The sequence below is a fragment of the Granulicella sp. L60 genome, assembly GCF_009765825.1.
In the GTDB taxonomy this organism is placed as follows: Bacteria; Acidobacteriota; Terriglobia; order Terriglobales; family Acidobacteriaceae; genus Edaphobacter.
Genome location: NZ_LMUR01000018.1, coordinates 684,512 through 708,468, shown reverse-complemented (window position 1 = coordinate 708,468; position 23,957 = coordinate 684,512). Strand labels below are relative to the sequence as shown.

The window sequence follows — 23,957 nt, the reverse complement described above, 5'->3', positions numbered from 1 at the left end:
ATAGTAAGCTTGGACTCGATGCGATTTGAATTTTTTATTGCGGCGCGTTACCTGCGGGCGAAGCGGCGGCAGGCTGTGGTCGGGGTGATTACGGCTATCTCGGTGATTGGCGTGGCGGCGGGAGTGGCGTCACTGATTATTGCGTTGGCGATTACAAATGGGATGCGGAGGGATCTGCAAGAGCGACTGGTGGGGTCGACCTCGCATGTAGATCTGATGCGTGTAGCCGGAGATGGGATACGGGATTGGAGGCCGCTGTTGGAACGGTTGCGCGAGGTTCCGCACGTAGTGGCGGCGGCTCCGGGGCTGTATGGACAGGTGCTGATCTCGAAGGGTGCGCGGAGTGGCGGGGGGCTGATCAAGGGAGTGATCCCAGAGGATGAGAAGACCGTTGGGGATCTCCTGCAAAGTGTGAGTCAGGGTTCCGCAGCGACGCTGGAGCCGGTGGCTTCCACTACGGCTCCTTGCGGGAGCGGGACGAGTGCGCAGAACGATTGCGGGGAAGATGTGCCGCGCATAATTCCGCCGATTGTGATTGGGCAAGATATGGCGGAGACACTTGGCGCGAAGGTGGGCGATGGGGTGCTGGTAACAAGTCCGCAGGGAGAGCTGACTCCGTTGGGGCTGGTGCCGAAGTATGAGCGGTTCGAGGTGGTGGGAATCTTTCGATCGGGGTTTTATCAGTACGACTCGAGCTATGCGTTCACGCGCTTGGCGGATGCGCAGAGGTTGTTCAGCGAGCCGGACCTGATCTCGGTGATCAGCTTCAAGGTGGACGATCTCTACCACGCGGACAAGGTAGGACGGGCGATTGAGGACGCCGCGGGCAAGGGGTTCCAAGCGACCAACTGGATGGAGCAGAATCATGAGTTGTTCAGCGCGCTGAAGCTGGAGCAGGTGGTGACGTTTATTGTGCTGGCACTGATTCTTTGCGTCGCGGCGCTGAATATTCTGATTGCGCTGACCATGATGGTGATGGAGAAGACGCGGGATATTGCAGTGCTGATGAGCTTCGGCGTACGCGCGGACCAGGTGCGGCGGATCTTTTTGATGCAGGGGCTACTGATATCGGCTATTGGAACGGTGCTGGGGATAATTGTGGGATATGGACTGAGCTGGCTGGGAGGACACTATCGTTTCCCGCCGCTGGATCCGGCGGTCTACTCGATCGATCATCTGCCGTTCGCGCCGAAGCTCTGGCATGCGGTGATTGTGGCGGCGGTGAGTCTGGGCGTTAGCTTGATTGCTACGCTTTATCCGAGTGGGAGTGCGGCGAAGGTTTTACCGGCGGAGGCTTTGCGGTATGAGTAACCCGAGATTGAAATATGGGCAGTTGGCGCCAGAGGGCTTGGCGCGGATGCAAGAGTTGGAGCACTACCTGAATACGGGAACGGGGCTTGAGGCTTCGCTGATGGGGTTGGTGAGACTTAAGGTTTCGTTGATGAATGGGTGTGAGTATTGCGTTCGTGTCCACACGTCTGAATTGAAGAAAGAGAATGAGACTGCGGAGCGGGTTGCGGTGGTTGGGAGTTGGCGGGGGTCGGAGGCTTATACGAAGCGGGAACGGGCGGCGCTGGCTTGGGCAGAAGCGGTTACGGATATTCAGGTGGGGCATGCTCCGGATGTGGTGTATGACGAGGTCAGGGCGCACTTCGATGAGGTGGAGACGGTGAACCTCACGCTGGTGATTACGACGATCAATGCATGGAATAGGATCGCCATCTCGCTGGGAGCTTTTCCCGGCCACGGGGACGAGGTGAAGGCTTGATTGATCCATTGGATGGGGACGTGGAGTTTGAGAACGAGGGCACGCTGGAGCCGCTGCCTGTGGTTCGGGAGCGGACGGTAGTGATGCGGGCTGTGGGTCTGACGAAGATTTATGCGGCGGTCTCGGCGGGTGCGGGTGCGGGTTCGGGTTCGGAGCGTCCGGCGCTGGAGCTGTTTCGCGGACTCGACCTGAGGGTACATGCGGGAGAGATGGTTGCGATCGTGGGGGAGAGCGGCGCGGGCAAGAGTTCCCTGCTCCATCTGCTCGCCGCGTTGGATACACCCACGGCGGGTGAGGTGTGGTGCGGGGAGAGCCGAGTGGGTTCGTTTACGCAGAAGCAGGCTGCGGAGTATCGCAACCGGGATGTAGGGTATGTGTGGCAGTTTCACTACCTGCTACCGGAGTTTTCTGCGCTGGAGAATGTGGCGATGCCGTTGCTGGCTCGTGGGATGAGACGAGGGCCCGCGTTGGAGCAGGCTCGAGTGTGGCTGGACGAGGTTGGGCTGGGGGATCGGGCAGAGCATCGTTCGGGAGAGTTGAGCGGAGGAGAACAGCAGAGGGTGAGTCTGGCGCGGGCGCTGGTGACGGAACCGAGGCTTTTGCTGGCGGACGAGCCGACTGGCGACCTGGACGGCAAGACGGCGGAGGCTGTGTTTGGACTGATTCAGCGACTGCATGAGGCGCATGGCCTGACGAGCGTGCTGGTGACACATAATCTTGAGTTCGCGGAGAGGTGTGACCGAGTTTTGCGGCTGCGGGATGGGAAGCTCGTGAACGCTCGGGCTGCGGCATAGCGTCATCCGGGATCACTATTTGAATGTGAGATCTGCGGCGCATAGCATCTTTTGGAACGAAGGATTGCCTCTGGGATGGAACGCACTGCATCCAACGCCGAATCTTATTCGTATCGAAATCATCAGGTACGTAGGTCGTGTTTGGGTGAGTTGCACCTAATTTGGTGCTGGTTTTGCACAGGCTACGTCAAACAAGGGTGCTAAGTTATGCATAACTTTCGAGGGATTTCGAATATTTGGTGCGGACGACTACACTGATAGGAGTGGGATGGGCGCTTTGCAGCTTGGAGTAGCCTGATTTGTCTCCGGGAGCGAGCGGCACGGGGACGGTTGTTGGGACCAACGGCGCTATGGGGCCTTCGGGCTTGCGTGGTGGCTGGCTTGAAGGGGATAACATGTTCGAACGCTATACGGAGAAGGCGCGACGGGTAATCTTTTTCGCCCGTTATGAGGCTAGTCAGTTTGGGTCGCCTTACATCGAAACCGAGCATCTGCTGCTTGGGTTGCTGCGGGAGGACAAGGCGCTGACGAATCGCTTTTTACGGTCACACGCGTCAGTGGAGTCGATACGCAAGCAGATCGAAGGACATACGACGATCCGGGAGAAGGTGTCGACTTCAGTCGATCTCCCTCTATCGAATGAGTGCAAACGGGTGCTGGCCTATGCCGCAGAAGAGGCGGAGCGGTTGTCGCACAAACATATTGGAACGGAACATCTTCTGTTGGGGCTGCTGCGCGAGGAGAAGTGCTTTGCGGCGGAGATTCTGCAGGAGCGCGGGTTGAGGCTGCCTGCGATCCGGGAAGAGCTGCAGCGGACGACGCAGGAGAAGACTCCTTCGTCGCAGGGCGGCAAGGGACAACGCGGCGAACAGAGTATGTTGGCGGAATTTTCGCGCGATCTGACGCAGTCGGCTATGGACCAGCAATTGGATCCGTTGGTTGGGCGCGATACGGAGGTGGATCGGGTGATCCAGATTCTATGCCGCCGGACGAAGAATAATCCAGTACTGATCGGTGAGCCGGGTGTGGGTAAGACGGCGATCGTCGAAGGCCTGGCGCAGAAGATTGCCGATGGCGAGGTGCCGAGCTTTCTTGCGGACAAGCGAGTGCTAGCGTTGGATCTTTCGTTGATCGTTGCGGGTACGAAGTATCGCGGACAGTTTGAAGAACGCCTGAAGACGATCATGAAGGAGCTGATGGAGAATCAGAACTCCATCGTGTTCATCGACGAGCTGCATACGCTGGTGGGAGCTGGGTCGGCGGAGGGATCGCTGGACGCGGCGAACATTCTCAAGCCGGCGTTGAGTCGAGGCGAGATTCAGTGCATTGGCGCGACGACCCCGGCGGAGTATCGGAAGTCGATTGAGAAGGACCGCTCGCTCGAACGGCGTTTTCAGGCGGTGAAGGTTCCGCCGCCGAACGAAGAAGACGCGATCAAGATCATCATGGGGATCAAGGAGAAGTACGAGAAATTCCACGCGGTGAGCTATACCGACGACGCGATTACGTTCTCGGTATCGCACTCGAGCAGATATATTCCGGATCGCTTCCTGCCGGATAAGGCGATCGATCTGATCGACGAGGCGGGGGCAAGGGTGAAGCTGCGCCAGACCTCAATGCCCGAAGAGTTGATCGAAGTACAGAAGCGGATCAAGTTCATCGTGCACAGGATGGAGAACGCGATTGCGAATCACGAGTTCGAGAAGGCACGGTTCTACTCGGATGAGGAGCGCAAGGAGCGTGAGAATCTGCGGGCGCTGCGGGATAAGTATCATCTGGATGATTCTTCGGCGGGAATTGTGACGCGCGGAGATATCGAAGATGTGGTGAGCCGCTGGACGGGTGTGCCGATTACTTCTCTGAAGGAAGAGGAAACGCAACGGCTACTGCGGGTTGAAGAAGAGCTGCACAAGCGCGTGATCTCGCAGGAGAAGGCGATCTCGGCGCTGGCGCGGGCAATTAGACGGTCGCGTGCTGGGCTGAAGAATCCAGCCCGTCCGATCGGCAGCTTCCTGTTTCTCGGGCCTACGGGCGTGGGTAAGACGGAGATGGCGCGAACATTGGCGCAGTTCCTCTTTGGCAGCGAGAAGGCGCTCATTCGCTTCGATATGTCGGAGTTCATGGAAAAGCACTCCGTGAGCAAGTTGATCGGTTCGCCTCCGGGCTATGTTGGCTATGAGGAGGGCGGGCAGCTTACGGAGCGCGTGAAGCGCAATCCATACTGCGTGGTGTTGCTCGATGAGATCGAGAAAGCGCATCCAGACGTATTCAATCTGCTGCTGCAGGTCTTTGAAGATGGGCAGTTGACGGATGGACTGGGCAACACGGTCGACTACAAGAACTGCATCATCATCATGACGTCGAACATTGGAGCGAAGCATCTGCAGAAGAGGCAGGGGCTGGGTTTTCAGAGTGAGAAGGAAGACATGGTGTTGGACAAGATGGAGGAGTTGGTGCGTGGCGAAGTGAAACGCACCTTCAATCCCGAGTTCCTGAATCGTCTGGACGAGATCATCATCTTCACGTCTCTCTCTGACTCCGATCTGATGCAGATTCTCGAGCTACTGGTACAGCAATTGAACGTCAACCTGGTGCATAAGGCGATCACGATCTCAGTGACCGACGATGCGAAGAGGTGGATCATCGAGAAGACTGTTTCGGACCGGAGTTACGGTGCAAGACCTCTGCGCCGTGCGTTGCAGCGGTTTGTTGAGGATCCTCTGTCGGAGGCGCTGATCGGCGGCGGAATCGTGCAGCGGCCGGCGTTTCTTGAGGTGTACATGGAAAACAACATGCTCTTCTACAGACCAATTGCCTCTGATGGGGAAGAAAAGGTTGCTGGATTAGCATTGACGACCGTTTAATCTCATTTGACTAAATGGAATGGGTGCCCCGGTAGAAGCTGCCGGAGCACTTTGTTCTAGGGCGTTGTGAGAGTATTCGTCGCAATCGGGACTCGTTCAAAATAAAGATCCCGGCTTGATTGCCGGGATCTTTGTTCAAAACTCGAAGTTGCTCAGACGAGGGACTGAGCCGACTTTACTGCACTGTTCACCACGTCGCCTGCTTTGTCTACAGCGTAATCAACTTGACTCTTTGTGCGCTTGATGGCCTTATGGGTCTCATCGCTGAGACGCTCTGCCTGGGCTTTGAGATAGTTGCCTGCATCTTCGAGGTAATCTCCTGCTTCCTCGACTCCCTTCCGGAGTTGCTTGCGCGTCCTGACCCCGGTCTGTGGAGCATAGAGTAGAGCGATTGCCGCTCCTGCGCTGACGCCGATGCCGAAGGCGAACCAATAATTCTTTGCGCTCATTTTTTAATACCTCGTGCGTGATTTTCCTTCTCTTTCTAATCTGATTCCATCGGATGGTGATTGGTTGGTTATTTCTTTGATTAGGCAACTGTATCGACCACAGCCACGGAGGGATCATGACAGGTAATGGCTGCCTAGTTCACTGCCGATTGAATGTTCCCGGTCAGCAGGAGGCGCGAGCTAGAGTAAGGGTGAGGTGAAGTGTGAAAGATCTTCTGACTGCGATTCTCTTTGGCGCCATGATCGTGGGACCGGCGTTTGCAGTATTGAATGTGTTTGCAGATAGAAATCGCCTTTAGACAGCAAGACCGGCGAGTTCCCTGGCGCGTAGAAAGATTCGCGCAAACATGGGGCGATTCAGGCGTCCGGTGTTGGTATTGCGTAGCGATGGGTGGTAGCTGCTAAGAAGGTGCAAGCCGTTGGGAAGCTGATAGTACGCTCCGTGTGAGAACTGGTAGTCCGATTTGCGGGTGATGACGCCGGTGTGGAGAAGGTATGCGAGATAACCGTCAAAGGCGATCTTCCCCAGGCAGACAACGACGCGGACGCGTGGCAGAGCCTCGATCTCGGCAGCAAGATGACTGGAGCAGTTGCGGATCTCCGCGGGGAGAGGCTTGTCGCCAGGCGGGGCGCAGCGTACTACCGAGGCGATCCAAGCATGGCGAAGCCTCAGACCATCGTCGCGGCTGACGGCGTCAGGTTTGGTGGCAAGACCAAGGTCGTGCAGGACGGGATACATGAAGTTGCCGGCTCCGTCGCCGGTGAAGGGGCGACCGGTGCGGTTGGCACCGTGTACACCGGGAGCGAGGCCAAGGATGAGGATGCGGGCACGGTGATCGCCAAAGCCCGAGACGGGACGGGCCCAGTAGGTGTGTTCGAGGTAAGCGCGGCGTTTGGTCTCGCCGATTCCGCGGCAGTAGTCGCGCAGGCGGGGGCAGCGTTCGCATTTTGTGATGGTTTCACTAATCTGCAGAAGAAGTGGAGACGTACTGTGTGTAGAGGCAGTCACTGCATCTAATGATAGAGGTTGCGATAGCAGATGCGCACGGAGTTGAAACATTGTCCGGCGTGGTGGATACCATAAAATAATTTTTGCTACGGAATGTGGAATAGGCGGCGAGTTGGAAGATCCGAGATTGAGCAGGATGTACTGGGCGCTTCTAAAACAGGGGTTTGCCGCACGTCGTCGTAAGTTATGGCACGCTGCGTTAATGCGGTCTGGTCTGCTGACGATCGTGTTTCTGATGGTGGTGGTGTCAGTGTTGGCGGTGGGATGGCACGAGCACATCCTGGGACACTTTGCGGAGCTGAAGCATGAACTGAATAAGCGCCCGGAGCCTGAGGCGGTGGCGGTGCGGCCAGGTGGGCAGGACGTGGTGCGGCTGGAGCGTTCCGCGATTGCGGGAGATCCCAACCCCGAGTTCCTATCGGCAACGCTGCTACCTGGCCGCGGAATGAACGTATTTCAGATCACGGCTACGCTACCGTTGAGGGGCGAGGTGAATCTGCTGGATTCCCCCTCTCTGGAAGACGCTGGCCGTCTACTGACGGGGACAGGAGCGGATTCGACCGGATCTCGAAGTCTAAATATGGGCGGGGCTATCGAGGTGCCGTGGGCAGGACGCGTCTCGGGTTCGCCTGCAGCGGAGGGCCAGAATCTAAGCGTGATGTGGCACGGCACGCGGTTGATGCTCCCAGCGGATACGAAGGACAGCTACGATGGCGGGGGGACGATGGCAGCAGGTGGCCTATTGCTGAAGATGCCTTCGGACACCGTGACCAGCAATGTGATGCCGGATGGTGGCCAGGCGCAGGCGGTTTTCCACGCAGGCAACTTCGATGGGCATTGGCCGTCGCATACAGAAATCACGACGACGGTGGAGCTAAGTGGCCGGGCGATCGAGATGAGGGTGATGGCGCGGAATACAGGAACCACCGCAGAGCCGATGGGCATAGGCTGGCATCCGCGCTTCGCAATTCTGAATGGGCATCGCGGCCAGATGATGCTGAGGCTACCATCCGCAATGCGCGTGGACGTAAAGGACCGGCGCAACGGCGATTTAAGCGGGAGGCTAGTGCCGGTAGAAGGGACCGAGTATGACTTCACCCAGCCGAAGGGTGCGAAGCTGGGGGCGCTGAACCTCGACGACAGCTTCGTTCGACTAAAGCGGGGGATGATGGATAACGGTCCGATGGTGGAACTGCGCGATCCGGAGAACGACTATGGACTACGGATCACGGCGGTGACCCCGACGATCAAGGCGATACGGGTATATGCTCCGCTGGATGGCTCGTACATCTCGATCGAGCCTCAGTTCAACTACGACGACCCGTTCGGGCGGCAGTGGGCGAAGGGCGAGGATACCGGAATGGTGGTACTGCAACCGGGAGAGTCGACGCAATGGAAGATCCGGCTGGAGATATTTTCGTTGAGCTCCAACCAGACGGAACACCTATAAGCGGCTGGTTTGCATGGAAGAGGCCGGGCGAGGCTCGAGACGAGGTTTGACCCCCTCTATCGAACCCTCGTACAGTAGTAGAGAGGCGTGGATCGCGCTCGCTCTGCAGATCAGCGAGCGGCGCGGCATATAGAAGCGCTATTTGGAAGGCATGGATTTGACCCCGACTGAGATGACTGAGACGAATGAGACTGCCGAGCTGCAGTCCGAGCTAGCGAATACGGATGAACACCATGAGCATAACGACGCTCACAACCATGTGCATAATCACGCACCTTCGCTGAACCCTGAACTGACTCGAGAGATTGAAGTGGAAGCACCGGCGGAGGAGGTTTCGAAGAGCTTCCGGTCGGTGGTGAAGCGGTATCAGAAGCTGGCCCGTATTCCGGGCTTCCGCGCAGGCAAGGTGCCGGAGTCGCTGGTGCGGACGAAGTTTGCGAAGGAAGTTCGGCAGGAGGTTCTGGAGAGCCTTGTGTCGGATCGGTTCCGTAAGGCGATTGACGAGCAGAAGCTTCGGCCTGTCTCCGAACCACAACTGACTGAGTTGGTACTCTTCGATGGACAGCCGATGAAGTTCAAGGCAGCGTTCGAGGTTGCGCCTGAGATCGACATTGCAGGTTACGACACAGTGCATGTGGCCAAGCCAGATGCCGCTCTGACCGATGACGAGTATCAGGCAGAGCTCGCCCGGGTACTGGACAGTCACGCGACGGTGGAACCTGTGGAACAAGACCGTCCGCTGGTCGATGGAGATTGGGCCGAGATCCAGTTCCGCGGCGAAATGAAGGACCTGGCACAGACAGTGTCTGAGGATGGCTTGGAGAATGTCTCGAACTCCGAACCGATCACCGGCGAGGATGTACTGATCGAGATTGGCGGAAAGAATACGCTGGCGGCCTTCAACGATGCACTGCGCGGAACCAAAGCTGGTCAGGAACTCAAGTTTGAGGTCGACTACCCCGCGGACTTTGGTGAAAAGCGGCTGGCAGGGCAGACCGTGAGCTATAACGTGACCGTGAAGGGTGTCAAACACAAGAGCTATCCCGAGCGTGATGCAGAGTTTGCAAAGCAGCTTGGCAACTATGAGAGCTGGGAGGAGTTCGAGAGCAAACTGCGCGAACATACCTCTGACCGCAAGAAGACGGCGCTCGATAATGGTGCTAAAGATAAGTTGCTGGGCGAGTTGATCGAGCGGTATCAGTTCCCTGTTCCCGAGTCGTTTGTGCAGCAGCAGATCGAAGCTCGCCTGGATCGTGGACTGCGTGCGCTGGCGCAACAGGGGATGAAGGTCGAAGACATGCGTAAGCTGGACTTTGTACAACTGCGTGCCTCTCAGCGCGACCAGGCTGTCAACGAGGTGAAGGCTTCTATGCTTCTGGACCGTATAGCCGAAGCCGAAGGTATTTCGGTCCCGGAGGAAGACGTCGACCGCGAGTTGTTGATGCTTTCAATTCAGTCGCGGGAGCCGCTGGAGACGCTGCGTGAAAGGCTTTCGAACGACGGTGGACTGGACAGGATTCGCGAGCAGATGCGGCGCGAGAAGACTGGAAGCGTGCTCTACGAGAAGCTTGCATCGTAGAGTGAAGTTGTCGGGTTGCTAACGGACAGAAGAAAGAGAGTGTTATGGGATTAGTACCGATGGTGATCGAGCAGACGAGCCGGGGCGAACGCGCCTACGACATCTATAGCCGTCTGCTGCGGGACAACATCATTTTTCTGGGCACACCGATCGATGACAACATCGCCAATGTGATCATTGCGCAGATGCTGTTTTTGAGCCAGGAAGACCCAGAGAAGGATATTCAGCTCTACATCAACTCGCCAGGCGGATCGATCACAGCCGGTCTGGCGATCTATGACACGATGCAGTACCTCAAGAATGACGTCGTGACGTTCTGCATCGGGCAGGCTGCGAGCATGGGTGCTTTCCTTTTGATGGCGGGAAAGAAGGGCAAGCGGTTTGCCCTGCCTAACTCACGGATCCTGATCCACCAGCCTTCGATGGGCGGGCTGAGCGGGCAGGCGACCGATATCGACATTCATGCTCGCGAGATTCTGCGCATTCGTGAGATCACGAACAAGCTGATGAGCGCAAGTACAGGTCAGACACTGGAGCGCATTGAACGGGATGTGGAGCGCGACTTCATCATGACGGCCGCGCAGTCGAAGGAATACGGGATCATCGACGACATCATCGATCGGCCTCGCACGTAGTTGCGAGTATCGCGTAGCTGAGAAGCTCGGACCCACGGTCCGGGCTTCTCGCGCATCCGGTTACTGACGGGGGATTACTTCTGTGTCCATGACCAGATCGGGGTATAGCAGCAAGCACCCGCCCACTGCTTCCAAGGTGAAACAGGTGTAAACTTAACCTATAGACTTTGCTGCGCGGAACACTCAGGAGTTGTCGCACCTATGAAAACGTCACGGGGCTCAGACGAATCTCTTCGTTGCTCGTTCTGCCACAAATCGCAGGATGCCGTTGCCAAACTCATCTCATCTCCTTCGGACTATCCGCGGGCCTACATCTGCGATGAGTGCGTTGCGGTGTGCAACTCGATCCTCGAAGATGACCGCACCGAAGCACAACCAGGAGCCGCGCCTGCCCATCTGCCGAAGCCGCAGGAGGTCAAGGCATTTCTGGATGAGTATGTGATTGGACAGGATCAGACGAAGAAGAAACTTGCCGTGGCGGTGTACAACCACTACAAGCGAATCCAGATGAACAAGACGCGCGGCAACGATGTGGAGCTGGCAAAGTCGAACATTTTACTGGTGGGACCGACGGGATCAGGCAAGACGCTTCTGGCGCAAACCATGGCGAAGATGCTCGACGTGCCGTTTGCGATCGTGGATGCGACGACGCTGACCGAGGCTGGATACGTGGGTGAGGATGTCGAGAACATCATCCTGAAACTGCTGCAGGCTGCGGACGGCGACGTACAGCGTGCGCAGAGCGGGATCATCTACATCGACGAGATCGACAAGATTGGACGCAAAGACGAGAACCCTTCGATCACACGCGATGTGTCTGGCGAGGGCGTGCAGCAGGCGCTTCTAAAGCTCCTTGAGGGCACAGTTGCCAATGTTCCACCGCAGGGTGGGCGCAAGCATCCTCATCAGGAGTTCACTGCGGTAGACACGACGAATATCCTCTTCATCTGTGGTGGGGCATTTGTGGGCCTCGAAAAGGTGATTGGACGACGTATCGGCAAGAAGGCGCTTGGATTCAAGACAGTTGCCGATCCGGATGTGAAGGATGGTGACGTAACGCCGATCCGGGCTCAGCGAGATGCGGAGCTGCTGCGACAGGCGGAGCCACAGGATCTGCTGAAGTATGGGCTGATTCCGGAGTTTGTCGGCCGGCTTCCTGTATTGGGCATCCTGGATGAGCTAGATGAGACGGCATTGATCGAGATTCTGACAAAGCCTCGTAACGCGATTCTGAAGCAGTATGCAAAACTCTTCGAGTACGAGGGTGTGAAGGTAACCTTCACCGACGAGGCGGCAAGGGAGATTGCGCGCGAGGCGCTGCAGCGGAAGGTTGGCGCACGCGGCCTGCGGATGATTTTGGAAGAGTTGATGCTTGATCTTATGTACTACGTTCCGGGCAACAAGAAAGTCAAAGAACTTTCCATCACGGCTGAGATGGTGAAAAAGCACAGTTTGACACTGCCAATGTTGCTCGAAAAGGCAGGCTAGGACGCGGATCGCGGAATAGCGCGTGTAGCTTCTTTGCGCTTTCTTCTCATCCTCTACAGCAGTTATAAGAGCTTTCGCGATCCATATCGACGAACGGTACGAAAGCGTTTTGATTCGCTGAAGTTTGCCGAGCACGTGATAGGTTAGACGATTTACAATGACCTCGAGCCGCTACATCGATGCATCATTCTCGATGTTTTAACGTCTAATTGGAGAGCGATGACAAACCAACCCCATAAAACGCTGAGCGGCGACGTTCGCAAGCTTCCTATGATGCCCATTCGAGACATGGTCATCTTTCCCCACATGATGACGCCGTTTGTTGTTGGACGCGAGTCAAGCGTACGTGCTCTTGAAGAGGCGTTGTCGGGCGACCGGAAGATCTTTCTTGCGACGCAGCATGATGCCTCAGTGGACGAGCCGAATGCGGACGACATCTACGAGACCGGCACGATAGGCAATATCGTCCAAAGCGTGAAGATGCCGGACGGAAACATTAAAGTCCTGGTTGAAGGTGTGGAGCGGGCCCGGGCTACTGAGGTCAATGACGTTGACGGCTTTTTTGTTGCGACCGTCCAGACGGGGCAGACTCAGCTCGATCTGACCCCGCAGGTAGAGCAGTTAATGCAGCGCGTCCACTCGCTGTTTGAGCAGTATGTGAAGTTGCAGCAGAGCTTGAACTACGAGACGATGGCGGCGAGCGTTCGCGCGGATGAGCCTGCCAAGTTGGCGGACACGATCTCTGCCAATCTGCAGCTCTCGATCGAGGAGAAGCAGCAGCTTCTCGAGGTATTCGATCCAGAGAGTCGGCTGTCCAAGGTCGCTGATGTGTTGGATGTGGCGATTGAGAAACTGAATATGGACCGAACCATTCAGTCGCGGGTGAAGCGGCAGATGGAGAAGGCGCAGAAAGAGTACTACCTCAATGAGAAGATTAAGGCTATCCAGAAGGAACTTGGACGTGGGGAGAAGTCCGAGTTCGATGAGCTGAAGAAGAAGATTGAAGCGGCGGCGATGCCGAAAGATGTGATGGAGAAGTCGCTGCAGGAGCTGAAGAAGCTGGAGGCGATGCCGCCGATGTCGGCGGAGTCTACGGTGTCGCGGAACTATCTGGACTGGCTGCTGGCTGTGCCGTGGAAGAAGCGTTCGAAGGAGATTCGTTCGATCGAGCATGCGGAGCAGATCTTGAACGAAGATCACTATGGTCTGGAGAAGATCAAGGAGCGGATTCTTGAGTTTCTCGCGGTTCGGCAGCTGGTGAAGAATCCGAAGGGTTCGATTTTGTGCTTCGTCGGGCCGCCGGGTGTGGGTAAGACGTCGCTGGGTATGTCGATCGCGAAGGCTACAGGACGGAAGTTCGTGCGGATGTCGCTGGGCGGCGTGCGGGATGAGGCGGAGATTCGCGGACATCGCCGGACGTATATCGGCGCGCTGCCGGGCCAGATTATCCAGTCCATGAAGAAGGCTGGGACGAAGAACCCAGTGTTCATGCTGGACGAGATCGACAAGATGGCGTCGGACTTCCGTGGCGATCCGGCGAGCGCGTTGCTCGAGGTTCTGGATCCGGAGCAGAATGGCTCGTTCCAGGATCACTATCTAGACGTCGAGTACGACCTTTCGCAGGTACTGTTTGTCGCTACGGCGAACGTGCTGCATACGATTCCGGGGCCGTTGCAGGACCGCATGGAGATCCTGCGGCTGCATGGTTATACCGAGATCGAGAAGCTGGAGATCGCCAAGCAGTATCTGGTGAAGAAGCAGCGTGAAGGCACTGGACTGACCGAAGAGCAGATCGTCTTTGAGGACGATGCACTGAAGCAGATCATTCGCGGATACACGCGCGAGGCCGGTGTCAGAAATCTTGAGCGCGAGATCGGCAATGTCTGCCGCAAGGTGGCCCGGCGTGTGGTCAAGAACGGCCCGGAGCATAAGGAGCTGATCACGGGCGAGAATATCGGCGATATTCTTGGCGTGGCGAAGTTCCGCGACTCGCAGGTACATGAGAAGAGCGAGGTTGGTCTGGTTACGGGCCTTGCGTGGACGGAGATGGGCGGAACGATTCTCCAGACTGAGGTCCAGGTTCTCGACGGCAAGGGCAAGATGACGGCGACCGGGCAGCTGGGCGACGTGATGCAGGAGTCGGCACAGGCTGCACTTACCTATATTCGTTCGCGTTCGCATCATCTTGGACTGGCGAAGGACTTTTACAAGAACGTCGACATCCACGTACACGTGCCCGAGGGAGCGATTCCGAAGGACGGACCGTCGGCTGGTATTACGCTGGCTACGGGTCTGGCGAGCGCGCTTACGAAGATCAAGGTGCGGCGCGATATCGCCATGACGGGCGAGATCACGCTGCGGGGCAAGGTGCTTCCGATCGGCGGCCTGAAGGAGAAGCTGCTGGCCGCGCACCGTGCGGGCATCTTCGAGGCGATTCTGCCCGAGGAGAACCGCAAGGATCTGGCCGATCTTCCGGAGCTACTGAAGAGCACCATGAAGCTGCACTTCGTGGAGGAGATGGACCAGGTGCTGAAGCTTGCGCTGGAGGGCAATCTTCCAGAGCTGCAGGAGGAGACGCCGGAGGCTTTGGCTTCCGTGCTGCCGCCTACCGGGCTTGAGATTCCTCAGCCTGTGGCTCACCAGTAAATTTTCCACCGCATAATATGAAAGAGGCCGAACCCAAAGGGTTCGGCCTCTTTCTTTGCGCGGACTCGGGCCTATCTCGGGGTACCCCACCCCCTAGGGGTACTATAGGCTAAGTTACTTCTTTGCAACGAGATAAGAAAAACGATCCTTGTAAATATTTCTAAATAAACGGGTTACGGGTAAATATTTCTTTCGAAACGAGTTACGGGTTTTCTTGGGCAAAATACCTTCTTTAGCAGAGACAAAAGCCCCGGTGGATGACCGGGGCTTTTGAATTTGTTCTCTATATCAAGTATAGCGGGTGGGAGATAACTTCTACGCAACGTGAATCTCCTGGATTGGCGCGGGGATTCGTTGCTTAGGGGGTTGACAGGTTTTGATGGCGGATGCGGGAGTTGCCCTGCCCCTTTATGTCGAACAGCAGATTCCTTCGCTGCGCTGCGGAATGACAAATAAAAGAGCGAGCAACAACAAGAGCAACGGCAACCGCAGATTCCTCCGCTGCGCTGCGGAATGACAAATAAAAGAGCGGACAACGGCAAGAACAAAGGCTAGAACAAGAACAAAGGCTAGAACAAGAACAAATGCAAGAGCAAGAACAAATGCAAGAGCAAGAACAAAGGCAAACAAGAATGAGGCAAGGACAAAGCAAAGGCTGTTGGAATGTGAGGTAAGAGGAGCGGGATGGTGAGCGCGGAGTGGCCCTGGTGTGGTGCGATGAGGCCTTTTGGTGGTGAACCGGTGGTGATTTCGCTGTCGTTTTATGGTGCTCGGCGTATCGATTTCCAGACGGCGAAATGGCCGCGTCACATCAAATGTGACGCAGCCATTTAGAGAGAGCAAGGCAGTTTGGTTCTAGACGGCTCGTCTGCCGCTGACGAAGTTCATGATGATGGAGATGACGGCAAAGATGAGCAGCAGGTGGATGAGGAAGCTGCTGACGTGAAGGACAAAGAACCCGCCCAGCCAAAGCAGAACAAGTACAACCGCGAGAATGAGAAACATGTCGATCCTTCTTTCTTGAAGTAAATTGGCGCGACTCGTGCGAATGTTTACAGAACATAAGAGCGGAGATGTGGCGGATTCGTTGCTCCGTGCCTGGATTTTGATGGGAGTGGGGTGGAAAGGGTCTTTTGTGGGGGGGTGCCTGGATAGATCTAGTGGAGGCTGGGGCGGAGATTCCTTCGCTGCGCTTCGGAATGGGGATGGGGAGCGGGCAACGGCAAGAACAACGGCAAAAGGAAAGGCAGCAGCAACCGCAACCGCCAGAAGCAACCACAACAGCAGATTCCTCCGCTACGCTGCGGAATGACAAACAAACGGACAGTCGTTGCGACAGCGGAGACAGAAGCAGCAGAGGGAGCAGTAGCAGGAAGGATGCAACGGCTTGCCGGTGAACGTCAACGGGAGGGTGTGCGCGGCAGCAAAACGTGGTGCTGTGTTTGGTTGCTGCCGACGCAGTGAGTGGCTAGGTGGTATCGACCTATAGCACGATGTGGAACTGGTCCAGATGTGGTGCGAGATATGGAGAAGGTATTGGCACGTTGAGCGAAACGCAGGTCCTTCGACTTCGCCTCTCGCGATGAAACTGCGAGAGGCTTCGCTCAGGATGACAATTTCAATATCAATCCATCCCATCACTTCCGCTCAGGATGACACTCACAGACGCTTAGGACGATACTTTCTATCCATCACTTACCGCTAAGGCTGTATGTTCGCATACTGCCTAGAGGGATCCGCCGGCGATGGAGGGGATGAGCATGACCTCGTCGCCGTCCTGGAAGGCGTAGGTCTCGCCGCCGAGGAAGCGGATGTCTTCGTCGTTGACGTAGATGTTGATGAAGCGGCGGAGCTTGCCTTCTTCGTCCTTGATCTGGGTGGAGAGGGCGGGAAAGGTCTGGTCGATGTCGGCGATGAGGCCGGGGAGGTTGTGGGCGGCGGAGTCGAAGTGCTTGCGGCCATCGGTGTGGCGGATGAAGGCGGTGGGGAGGGTGACTTTGATGGACATTTATCGTGCTCCTGCGGTGGCGAGATCTGGTTCTGCGATGCCGTCGAGCTCGCGTAGGTAGGCATCGAAGTCTGCCAGGCGCGGGCGGACGGCGCGTTCCTGCTGGTAGCGTCCGGCGAGGGCGTCGGTGGTCTTGAGGCCGTTGCCGGTGATGCAGGTTACGGTGATCTGGTCAGGCGAGATGCGACCGTCGGCGTAGAGGCGGGCGGTGACGGCGGTGGTGACGCCGCCTGCGGTCTCGGTGAAGATGCCTTCGGTCTCGGCGAGCTCCTGGATGCCGGAGACGATCTCGACGTCGGAGACATCTTCGGCCCAGCCGCCGGTGTCGCGGATCATCTTGGAGGCTGCGGGGCCGTCGGCGGGGTTGCCGATGGCGAGGGAGCGGGCGATGGTGTTGGGGCGCTGCGGCTCGATGAAGTCGGCACCGGATTTGACTGCGACGGAGATGGGGGAGCAGCCGGTGGCCTGGGCTCCGAAGAAGCGGACGGGCTTGGCTTCGACGAGGCCGAGGTGGATGAGTTCGTTGAAGGCTTTGCGGATCTTGCGGATGAGCGAGCCGCCGGCCATGGGGACGACGACGTTATCGGGCAGACGCCAGCCGAGCTGCTCGGCGATCTCGTAGCCGACGGTCTTGGAGCCTTCGGCGTAGTAGGGGCGGAGGTTGACGTTGACGAGGCCCCAGGAGTATTCGTCGGCGATCTGGGTACAGAGGCGGTTGACGTGGTCGTAGTTGCCGTCGATGCGGATGAGGCGCGCGCCGTAGACGAGGGTGTTGAGGATCTTGGCGGGCTCGAGATCGGCGGGGACGAGGATGGTGGCCTTGAGGCCGAGGCGGGCGGCCTGCGCGGCGACGGAGTTGGCGAGGTTGCCGGTGGAGGAGCAGCCGACGATCTCAAAGCCGAACTTCTGCGCGTTGGCGAGGGCGACGGAGACGACGCGATCTTTGAAGCTGAGGGTTGGGAAGCAGACGGCGTCGTTCTTGATGTAGAGATTGGACGCGCCGATGCGCTTGCCGAGGTTCTTTGCGCGGACGAGCGGGGTGAAGCCTACGGGGAGGTCGGGCTGGAAGCCGTCTGGGATGGGGAGGAGAGCGGCGTAACGCCAGATGTTGGCTGGACCGGCAGAGATGTTTTCTTTGGTGAAGATGCCGCGTACGGCTTCGAGGTCGTAGGCGATTTCTAAGGGGGCGAGGCAGTCCGGGCAGGCGGAGAGGGGTTGGTTGCCGAACCGCTTGCTGCACTCGTTACACTTCAGCTCATACCGGCTACAGGAGTAGTTCATCTTGCTCTTTCCGAGGGGAAAGGGTGTGAACTCTTTGCGCTTACTCTCTGTGGGGATGGCCAGATACGGCCGGGAAGGTGAAATGCGGGGTGCAGGCCTTAATTTTGGACTGCGTGCTCCGAATCTCATGTTCCCTGTAGCAGCCCATAGGGCTCCCAGGAGAGAGTTGACACCGGTACGCGTTTGTTCTGTCCGGTTGTCGTGGCGTCAAAGGGCTCGTCCCTCAACCACTCTGCATGAAATTCAAATCTGCCGAAGCAGACTGGAATACTTCGTTTGTATCACAGGCTTTGCGCGGCTGCAACTTGGGTTCTGCCGGACGGGCCGCCTGCTCGGCGGGAGGTCACTTCGTGACTTGTGTATTCCCTTCGGGTGCGGCTCTCGTTGGTCGCTTGGTGAGGCTTGCGGGCTAGGCTTGCGGTTGGACGATGTCGCGTACGCCCTGGGCGAAGGCGGCGGGGTCGAACTCGGTGCGGAGGATCTCGTCCGGGCAGTCGGTGAGGTTGGCGACGCGCCAGTTGCAGACGAAGGCGATGATCTGCTCGGGCTGCGCGGTCTTGATCTCGGAGCACATGTGTTCCGCGGCGGGGACGCGGCCCTCGCCTTCGACGTCGATGAGGACGAGGTCGTAGTGGCTGGCCCAGAAGAGGCCCAGGCCTTCTTCGTAGCTGAGGGTGGAGTCTACCTCGAAGCCGGAGAGGGTGAGGATGCGGTCGCGAAGGGGGCGGATGGTCTCGCGGGTGCAGATGTGAAGGATCTTTCGTTTGTCGTTCAGCGGCGTGCTCATAGTCTGCCTGACTTTCGTTCGATCGTTGCCCAGGTTCTCAGATCCGCTACCTACTACTGAGTGGGTGCAGAGAGTTTTACCATGTTCGTTTGCCGGTGGCCAAGTACTTTCGACTGGCCGGACTGAGATGGCCTGCCACTGCGCTTCGGCGACTGGATACCTGCCTGAGCGTGGCTGGCGTTGCGATACTTTCGATGTTCGCTAGGCGAGGATTCCGGCCTCGTCTTTGTCCGATTGCACGACGTCGGGAAGCGTGGATGTGATGACCAGCAGATCCTCTTTGCGCATGACGAGGTTGGTGGCGTTGAGAGTGGCGAGCTCGAAGCCGTGACCGTGGGTGATGGCATCGGTGGGGCAGGCTTCGACGCAGTAGCCGCAGAAGATGCAGCGGTTGTAGTCGATGTTGTAGACCTTGGCGTAGCGGTCGGCGCTGGAGATGCGGACCTCGTCGGTGTTGTCCGCGGCCTCGATGTAGATGCAGTTGGAGGGACAGGCGGCGGCGCAGAGGAAGCAGGCGACACACTTTTCCAGGCCGTTCTCGTCGCGCTGGAGCTGGTGCTTGCCACGAAAGCGTTCTTCGAACTTGGCTCCGCGCATGGGACCTTTGCCGTCGGGATAGTTTTCGACTTCGGTCGGCTGGAAGGCCTGCTTCAGCGTGATGCTCATTCCCTTGGCGATGGCGGCGGCGTCGCGGACGATAGACATGCCTTGAGTATACGACGGGGGCGCGATAGGCTGAAAGCCATGAAGAGAGCCTGGTTTTTTCCCTGCTGTCTGGCTGGGTTGTCGGTAGTGATGCTGGGGCCGTTGGGTGTCCGTGCGCAGGATCAGACGATGGCACCGATGACGGAGCATGCGCATGCTCCTACGGTGCCTTCTACCAGCCTGACGCTGGCGGTGGATGGTAAGGCGACGACGCCGACGGTGGCCGAGCTGGAGGCGATGCCGCAGAAGACGGTGACGGTGCATAACGAGCATACGAAACTGGAGGAGACTTACTCCGGCGTGGCGCTGGGCGAGCTGCTGGCGAAGTACGGCTTCCCTGTCGACAAGACGACGCACCGGAAGATGCTGCGGAGCTATATCGTCGCTGAGGGTATGGATAAGTATTGGGTGCTGTACTCGGTGACGGAGGTGGAGGCGTCGGAGCACAACGGGGATGTGATCGTTGCGACGAGCATGGGCGGCAAGCCGCTGGGCGAGGATGGTGCGCTGAAGCTGGTGGATAGCGGCGATAAGAGGCCGGAGCGGTGGGTGCGGAATCTGAGCGCGATTACGGTGAAGAGCGCGGAGTAGCTATTCGGTTGCAGTGTGGATGATGGCCCAGGTGGCGATGACGCTGGCGGCAGTGGTGAGGCCGCCGTACTTTGCATAGATCTGGGCGGCGGTCTTTGCGGCTTCGGTGATGCTGTTGGTCGGGTTTGGAATCTGCGGGTCGGATGCGTTGCGGACGGCGTGCCAGGAGAGATTGGGGATTCCCTGGAGGGCACTGGCGACCATGGCATCGCCCATGTCGCAGGCCTTCCCCAGGCCTTGCAGCTTGTAGTGATCGGTGGAGTCGTCGAAGGAGAAGAAGTCGGTGGTGACGATGGCGTCGCTGGCGGCGCTCCAGATCTTGGGTGTGGTTCTTGCGTTGGGGATGCGAGAGGCGTTCGGCTGGGTGAGTGCAGGAGTGATTGCGGTGAGTACTCCGGCGGGCAGCGTCGATGGGGTAAAGACGGCGTTGTGCCAGGGCTCGGTCTTGAACTGTTCGGTGCAGTCGAAGCGCACGCTTCCGGCGATGACAACGTCGCCGAGGAGAACGTCTGAGCCGATTCCTCCGCCTGTGCCGGTTGTGATGAAAAGCTTGGGAGTGACGGTCTGGGCGATCTCGGTCATCAGTTTCTTGACTGGGGTGGCGGGGCCGTCGTAGTCCAGGTGGAGGCCGCTTTTTATGAGGAGAACCTTCGCGTTGCCGATGCGGCAGGGCAGGTAGAGCGCGAGGGTGTGGTAGTAGCGCGACATAGAGGGGGTGTCGTCGTTGAAAGGCGAATCCTTGCCGGTGACGAGGGGGATATATTCTGCGACGTTGTAGCGGTACGGATACCAGGTGGAGATCGCGTAGCCCGGCGAGAGGAGGGTGGCTAGTGCGGCAGCCTCGGCGGCGGTCCAGGTGACGACGACTGCATCGTAGCCTTTGAAGCGCGAGAGGTCATCGGTGTCGGCGGGCGGAGGAGTGAGTGGAGCGGCTGTGGGAGCGGCACCGGAGGGCCATGGAATCGCGGTGGGAAGCTGTGCGGCGGGATCGAGGAAGGCGGCTTCGAGTCCGGCGTCGCGGAAGCGCTGCTGCGGAGCGGAGGGGTCGTAGTTGAGCCTTACATCTTCTGGCTTGAACGATGCCGACATCTTTTCTTAGCCTCCTGAAGTTGGGACTGGTGAGATTAAGACTCGTCTATAGCGAGCGCGACAAGGTTTGATCCGGCTAGTCGATGCCTAGTTTTTTCCAGATGGCGTCGACTTTGGTTTTTACTTCCTGATCCATGGTGAGCATGGGGGGCCAGGGGCGAGTGAAGCCCTCGGCGGCCCACTTGCGGGTGGCGTCGATGCCCATCTTGCTGCCGTAGTTGGGGAGCCGCGAGGCGTGGTCGAGGGAGTCCACGGGGCCGAGGGTGAACTGGATGTCGCGCTCGGGGTCGATGTTGTTGGCGGTGCGGAGGGTGACCTCGGCGAGGTCCTGCACGTCGCAGTCTTCATCGACGACGATGATGCACTTGGTGAACATGGCCTGGCCCATGGCCCAGATGCCGTTCATGATCTTGCGGGCGTGGCCGGCGTAGGACTTTTTGATGGAGACGATCATGAGGTTGTGGAAGACACCCTCGGCGGGGAGGTTGACGTCGACGATCTCGGGGAGGGTGAGCTGCATAAGGGGGAGGAAGATGCGTTCGACGGCTTTGCCCATCCAGGCGTCCTCCATCGGGGGCTTGCCGACGATGGTGGCCGTGTAGATGGGGTCTTTGCGGTGGGTGATGCAGGTGAGGTGGAAGACGGGGTATTCGTCCTGCATGGTGTAGAAGCCGGTGTGGTCGCCGAAGGGGCCTTCGGTGCGGAGTTCGCCGAGGTTGACGTAGCCTTCGAGGATGTACTCGGCGTGGGCCGGGACTTCGAGGTCTACGGTCTCGGCTTTGACGAGTTCGAGGGGTTTCTGGCGGAGGAAGCCGGCGATTAGATATTCTTCGACGTCAGGGGGGGCGGGGACGATGGCGCTGAAGGTGGTGGCGGGGTCGGTGCCGATGGCGACGGCGACCTCCATGCGGTCGCCGCGGATGCGGGTGACGGTGGAGGTGTTGAGGGTGTCGAGCGAGGAGGCTGCGGTGGTGCCGCCGGCGGTGAGGGCCATGAGGTCGACGCGGGCGGCGGAGTCGGGTGAGGCTTCGCGAAGGCGCTCGCGCATGTGCTCGGCGGCGACCTTCTGGCGCTGCCAGTGCATGCCGGTGGTCTGGCCGTCGTAGACCTGCATGCGGTACATGCCGACGTTGCGCTTGCCGGATTTGGGGTCACGCGTGATGACGCAGGGGAGGGTGATGAAGCGGCCTCCGTCTTGCGGCCAAGTCTTGAGGATGGGGAGTTCGAGGAGATTGACGTCTTCGCCGCGATGGATGACCTGCTTACAGGGGGCTTCCTTGGCGGGGATGACCTTGGGGAAGAAGCTGCCGACCTCGGCGAGCATGGGGAGCATCTTGAGCTTGTCTACAAAGCTTGTAGGTGTCTGCGGTTTCAGCAGGGTGCGGATGCGGTCGGCGATGGCGTCGAGGGAGTCGGTTTCTAGGGCGAGGCGCATGCGGCGTTCGCTGCCGAACTGGTTCATGAGGACGCGGGCGCCGGGATGGCCGGTGACGTTTTCGAAGAGGAGAGCGGGGCCGCCGGCTTTGGATGTGCTGCGGCCTGATTTGGCGGCGCGGTCGGCGATCTCGGCCATCTCGAGGATGGGTGAGACGGGAGCGGTGATGCGTTTGAGTTCGCCGGCTTTTTCGAGCTGCCTGATCCAGTCGCGTAGGTCGTTGTAGGGCAATTCCCTCTCCTGATTCTTTGGGATGGACGGTGTACTCCCCATCCCCATGAAACTGCGCAAAGTCTTCGAACGAGATACTTTAGGTCTGGACTTCAAGGTCGAACGGATGTTGAGCGCCAGACTGCTCTCTCAGTTTAGTCCTTGTGGGAGGGCTGTGCTGTGTCAAGCGTGCGGCGGGAACATCTGGGAGTGCTGGGTGTCTAACGTTGTACGGACGCACTCCTCGCTGGTTGCGCACCTGGATCCGATCTTTGGAGGGTGCTTCTATGTTTGAGGACAGTCTTGTGGAGTCGCGTGTGGGCCAGATGCCTGCGCGTCAACGGTGGACGGCTTTGGCGTCGGTGGGGTTGCAGTTTGGCGTGGTGGCGCTGGTGATTGCGCTTCCGCTGATGCATCCGGAGGCGATGCCGTTTCATGTGGATATGCCGAAGGTGCTGTTGCCGGTGCCGCCTAGGCCTCCGGTGCGGGTGGAGCGGGCTGCGGCTGCTGCTTCGAGTGCGGAGTCTGTTAGTCCTGCTGTCAGCTTGGTGCGGCAGGTGACGGCTGCTTCTTTGCTGTTTGGGAAAAACACGAGCGAGAACGATGCGCCTGCGGCGATTATGACGGGGGTGGTTGGGATGGGTGCGGGTCTGCCGGATGGGGTTGGCGTTGGCGTTGGGGCTGGGCCTGCGGTGTCGGTGGCTCCGGCGCGGACGGCTGCAAGGCCTGTGCCGGTGTCTTCGGGGGTGTCGCAAGGAATGCTGCTTGCGCCGATTGTGCCGGTGTATCCGGCGATTGCGCGGGCGGCGCATGTGGAGGGGACGGTGGTGGTGGAGGCGGTGATCTCAAGGGCGGGGACGATTGAGAGTTTGCGGGTGGTGAGCGGTCCGGCGATGCTGCAGAGTGCGGCGCTGGAGGCGATACGTGGGGCACGGTACAGGCCGTTTCTGTTGAATGGAGAGGCGACGGAGGTGCAGACGCGCATCACGGTGAACTTTCGGATGGGTGGGTGATGAAGTGCGCTCTACGCGGGCGGCGCCCACTTCGTGGGGTGTATACCTCTTCGCGTGGGCCTCCCGTTGGTCGACGGAAAATTTATCAGGCGACCATCGGGAGCGGCGACCGGAGGGGTATGTAAATCACGAAGTGATCGCTGCCCGCGCAGGGCG

General features: G+C 58.5%; 19 protein-coding genes, 1 pseudogene and 1 riboswitch. Of the genes and pseudogenes, 11 read left to right on the top strand and 9 right to left on the bottom strand.

Features of this window, described 5'->3' with window-relative positions; genetic code table 11:
* The first annotated feature begins 18 nt into the window (after positions 1 to 18).
* The 4 genes from GSQ82_RS13330 (at position 19) to GSQ82_RS13315 (ending at position 5,426) form a co-directional block, all read left to right on the top strand.
* Positions 19 to 1,311, top strand: a complete 1,293-nt coding sequence (locus GSQ82_RS13330) for an FtsX-like permease family protein (RefSeq protein WP_158792744.1) — start codon at positions 19 to 21, stop codon at positions 1,309 to 1,311.
* Positions 1,304 to 1,768 carry a carboxymuconolactone decarboxylase family protein gene (locus GSQ82_RS13325; protein WP_158792743.1) on the top strand — a complete coding sequence of 155 codons (465 nt, stop codon included), beginning with the start codon at positions 1,304 to 1,306 and terminating at the stop codon, positions 1,766 to 1,768. Before GSQ82_RS13330 ends, GSQ82_RS13325 begins: the two co-directional genes overlap by 8 nt.
* On the top strand, positions 1,765 to 2,562 hold the full coding sequence (locus tag GSQ82_RS13320; RefSeq protein ID WP_158792742.1) for an ABC transporter ATP-binding protein: 798 nt from the start codon (positions 1,765 to 1,767) through the stop codon (positions 2,560 to 2,562). The genes GSQ82_RS13325 and GSQ82_RS13320 overlap by 4 nt, the downstream gene beginning before the upstream one ends.
* Positions 2,563 to 2,957: 395 nt before the next feature.
* Complete coding sequence (locus tag GSQ82_RS13315) at positions 2,958 to 5,426, top strand: ATP-dependent Clp protease ATP-binding subunit (protein WP_158793679.1); 2,469 nt, start codon at positions 2,958 to 2,960, stop codon at positions 5,424 to 5,426.
* 152 nt (positions 5,427 to 5,578) lie between these two features.
* Here the strand turns inward: GSQ82_RS13315 and GSQ82_RS13310 are convergent, their stop codons facing one another.
* Together GSQ82_RS13310 and GSQ82_RS13305 are read right to left on the bottom strand one after the other, a co-directional pair.
* Positions 5,579 to 5,875, bottom strand: coding sequence for a YtxH domain-containing protein (locus GSQ82_RS13310; protein ID WP_158792741.1), 297 nt, complete (start codon positions 5,873 to 5,875; stop codon positions 5,579 to 5,581).
* A 295-nt stretch (positions 5,876 to 6,170) separates the two neighbouring features.
* Entirely contained in the window at positions 6,171 to 6,884 is a 714-nt protein-coding gene (locus GSQ82_RS13305; protein ID WP_305794673.1) for a uracil-DNA glycosylase, read from the bottom strand.
* Positions 6,885 to 7,020: 136 nt separating this feature from the next.
* Between GSQ82_RS13305 and GSQ82_RS13300 the strand changes: the two genes are divergently transcribed.
* From GSQ82_RS13300 to lon, 5 genes and pseudogenes are all read left to right on the top strand, one after another.
* Positions 7,021 to 8,334 carry an aldose 1-epimerase gene (locus GSQ82_RS13300; RefSeq protein ID WP_254061752.1) on the top strand — a complete coding sequence of 438 codons (1,314 nt, stop codon included), beginning with the start codon at positions 7,021 to 7,023 and terminating at the stop codon, positions 8,332 to 8,334.
* A gap of 151 nt (positions 8,335 to 8,485) precedes the next feature.
* The gene (gene tig, locus GSQ82_RS13295; RefSeq protein WP_254061632.1) at positions 8,486 to 9,913 is read left to right on the top strand and encodes a trigger factor; all 1,428 of its coding nucleotides are present in this window, start codon (positions 8,486 to 8,488) and stop codon (positions 9,911 to 9,913) included.
* 32 nt (positions 9,914 to 9,945) lie between these two features.
* Positions 9,946 to 10,548, top strand: a pseudogene (clpP, locus tag GSQ82_RS13290) (ATP-dependent Clp endopeptidase proteolytic subunit ClpP); the annotation flags it as partial.
* A gap of 201 nt (positions 10,549 to 10,749) precedes the next feature.
* Entirely contained in the window at positions 10,750 to 12,036 is a 1,287-nt protein-coding gene (clpX, locus tag GSQ82_RS13285; protein ID WP_158792737.1) for an ATP-dependent Clp protease ATP-binding subunit ClpX, read from the top strand.
* A gap of 219 nt (positions 12,037 to 12,255) precedes the next feature.
* Entirely contained in the window at positions 12,256 to 14,682 is a 2,427-nt protein-coding gene (lon, locus tag GSQ82_RS13280; protein ID WP_158792736.1) for an endopeptidase La, read from the top strand.
* Between the two features lie 855 nt (positions 14,683 to 15,537).
* Here lon and GSQ82_RS13275 read toward each other — a convergent pair.
* The 5 genes from GSQ82_RS13275 to GSQ82_RS13255 all read right to left on the bottom strand — a co-directional run bounded on the left by GSQ82_RS13275 (position 15,538) and on the right by GSQ82_RS13255 (position 19,463).
* A complete protein-coding gene (locus GSQ82_RS13275; protein ID WP_158792735.1) occupies positions 15,538 to 15,687 on the bottom strand; it encodes a lmo0937 family membrane protein in 150 nt (49 codons plus the stop codon).
* 721 nt (positions 15,688 to 16,408) lie between these two features.
* Positions 16,409 to 16,690, bottom strand: a complete 282-nt coding sequence (locus tag GSQ82_RS13270) for a MoaD/ThiS family protein (RefSeq protein WP_158792734.1) — start codon at positions 16,688 to 16,690, stop codon at positions 16,409 to 16,411.
* Entirely contained in the window at positions 16,691 to 17,971 is a 1,281-nt protein-coding gene (gene thrC / locus GSQ82_RS13265) for a threonine synthase (RefSeq protein ID WP_158792733.1), read from the bottom strand.
* Between the two features lie 122 nt (positions 17,972 to 18,093).
* Positions 18,094 to 18,214, bottom strand: a riboswitch (SAM riboswitch).
* Between the two features lie 166 nt (positions 18,215 to 18,380).
* Complete coding sequence (locus GSQ82_RS13260) at positions 18,381 to 18,758, bottom strand: hypothetical protein (protein WP_158792732.1); 378 nt, start codon at positions 18,756 to 18,758, stop codon at positions 18,381 to 18,383.
* A 201-nt stretch (positions 18,759 to 18,959) separates the two neighbouring features.
* Positions 18,960 to 19,463: an NADH-quinone oxidoreductase subunit I gene (locus tag GSQ82_RS13255; RefSeq protein WP_158792731.1), complete on the bottom strand. Its 504-nt coding sequence runs from the start codon at positions 19,461 to 19,463 to the stop codon at positions 18,960 to 18,962.
* 39 nt (positions 19,464 to 19,502) lie between these two features.
* Here GSQ82_RS13255 and GSQ82_RS13250 point away from each other — a divergent pair, with 39 nt between their 5' ends.
* Positions 19,503 to 20,054 carry a molybdopterin-dependent oxidoreductase gene (locus tag GSQ82_RS13250; protein ID WP_158792730.1) on the top strand — a complete coding sequence of 184 codons (552 nt, stop codon included), beginning with the start codon at positions 19,503 to 19,505 and terminating at the stop codon, positions 20,052 to 20,054.
* Here GSQ82_RS13250 and GSQ82_RS13245 read toward each other — a convergent pair whose 3' ends face one another.
* Positions 20,055 to 21,143: a hypothetical protein gene (locus GSQ82_RS13245; RefSeq protein WP_158792729.1), complete on the bottom strand. Its 1,089-nt coding sequence runs from the start codon at positions 21,141 to 21,143 to the stop codon at positions 20,055 to 20,057.
* Between the two features lie 76 nt (positions 21,144 to 21,219).
* Positions 21,220 to 22,809, bottom strand: a complete 1,590-nt coding sequence (locus tag GSQ82_RS13240; RefSeq protein WP_158792728.1) for a UbiD family decarboxylase — start codon at positions 22,807 to 22,809, stop codon at positions 21,220 to 21,222.
* A gap of 266 nt (positions 22,810 to 23,075) precedes the next feature.
* On the opposite strand from GSQ82_RS13240, the gene GSQ82_RS13235 reads away from it, so the two are divergent.
* Complete coding sequence (locus GSQ82_RS13235; protein ID WP_158792727.1) at positions 23,076 to 23,801, top strand: energy transducer TonB; 726 nt, start codon at positions 23,076 to 23,078, stop codon at positions 23,799 to 23,801.
* Positions 23,802 to 23,957 lie beyond the last annotated feature (156 nt).

Coding starts and splice junctions, on each gene's coding strand:
- GSQ82_RS13330 (WP_158792744.1), top strand. CDS start 19: ATGCGATTTGAATTTTTTATTGCGGCGCGTTACCTGCGGGCGAAGCGG.
- GSQ82_RS13325 (WP_158792743.1), top strand. CDS start 1,304: ATGAGTAACCCGAGATTGAAATATGGGCAGTTGGCGCCAGAGGGCTTG.
- GSQ82_RS13315 (WP_158793679.1), top strand. CDS start 2,958: ATGTTCGAACGCTATACGGAGAAGGCGCGACGGGTAATCTTTTTCGCC.
- GSQ82_RS13310 (WP_158792741.1), bottom strand. CDS start 5,875: ATGAGCGCAAAGAATTATTGGTTCGCCTTCGGCATCGGCGTCAGCGCA.
- GSQ82_RS13300 (WP_254061752.1), top strand. CDS start 7,021: ATGTACTGGGCGCTTCTAAAACAGGGGTTTGCCGCACGTCGTCGTAAG.
- tig (WP_254061632.1), top strand. CDS start 8,486: ATGGATTTGACCCCGACTGAGATGACTGAGACGAATGAGACTGCCGAG.
- clpX (WP_158792737.1), top strand. CDS start 10,750: ATGAAAACGTCACGGGGCTCAGACGAATCTCTTCGTTGCTCGTTCTGC.
- lon (WP_158792736.1), top strand. CDS start 12,256: ATGACAAACCAACCCCATAAAACGCTGAGCGGCGACGTTCGCAAGCTT.
- GSQ82_RS13275 (WP_158792735.1), bottom strand. CDS start 15,687: ATGTTTCTCATTCTCGCGGTTGTACTTGTTCTGCTTTGGCTGGGCGGG.
- GSQ82_RS13270 (WP_158792734.1), bottom strand. CDS start 16,690: ATGTCCATCAAAGTCACCCTCCCCACCGCCTTCATCCGCCACACCGAT.
- thrC (WP_158792733.1), bottom strand. CDS start 17,971: ATGAACTACTCCTGTAGCCGGTATGAGCTGAAGTGTAACGAGTGCAGC.
- GSQ82_RS13260 (WP_158792732.1), bottom strand. CDS start 18,758: ATGAGCACGCCGCTGAACGACAAACGAAAGATCCTTCACATCTGCACC.
- GSQ82_RS13255 (WP_158792731.1), bottom strand. CDS start 19,463: ATGTCTATCGTCCGCGACGCCGCCGCCATCGCCAAGGGAATGAGCATC.
- GSQ82_RS13250 (WP_158792730.1), top strand. CDS start 19,503: ATGAAGAGAGCCTGGTTTTTTCCCTGCTGTCTGGCTGGGTTGTCGGTA.
- GSQ82_RS13245 (WP_158792729.1), bottom strand. CDS start 21,143: ATGTCGGCATCGTTCAAGCCAGAAGATGTAAGGCTCAACTACGACCCC.
- GSQ82_RS13235 (WP_158792727.1), top strand. CDS start 23,076: ATGTTTGAGGACAGTCTTGTGGAGTCGCGTGTGGGCCAGATGCCTGCG.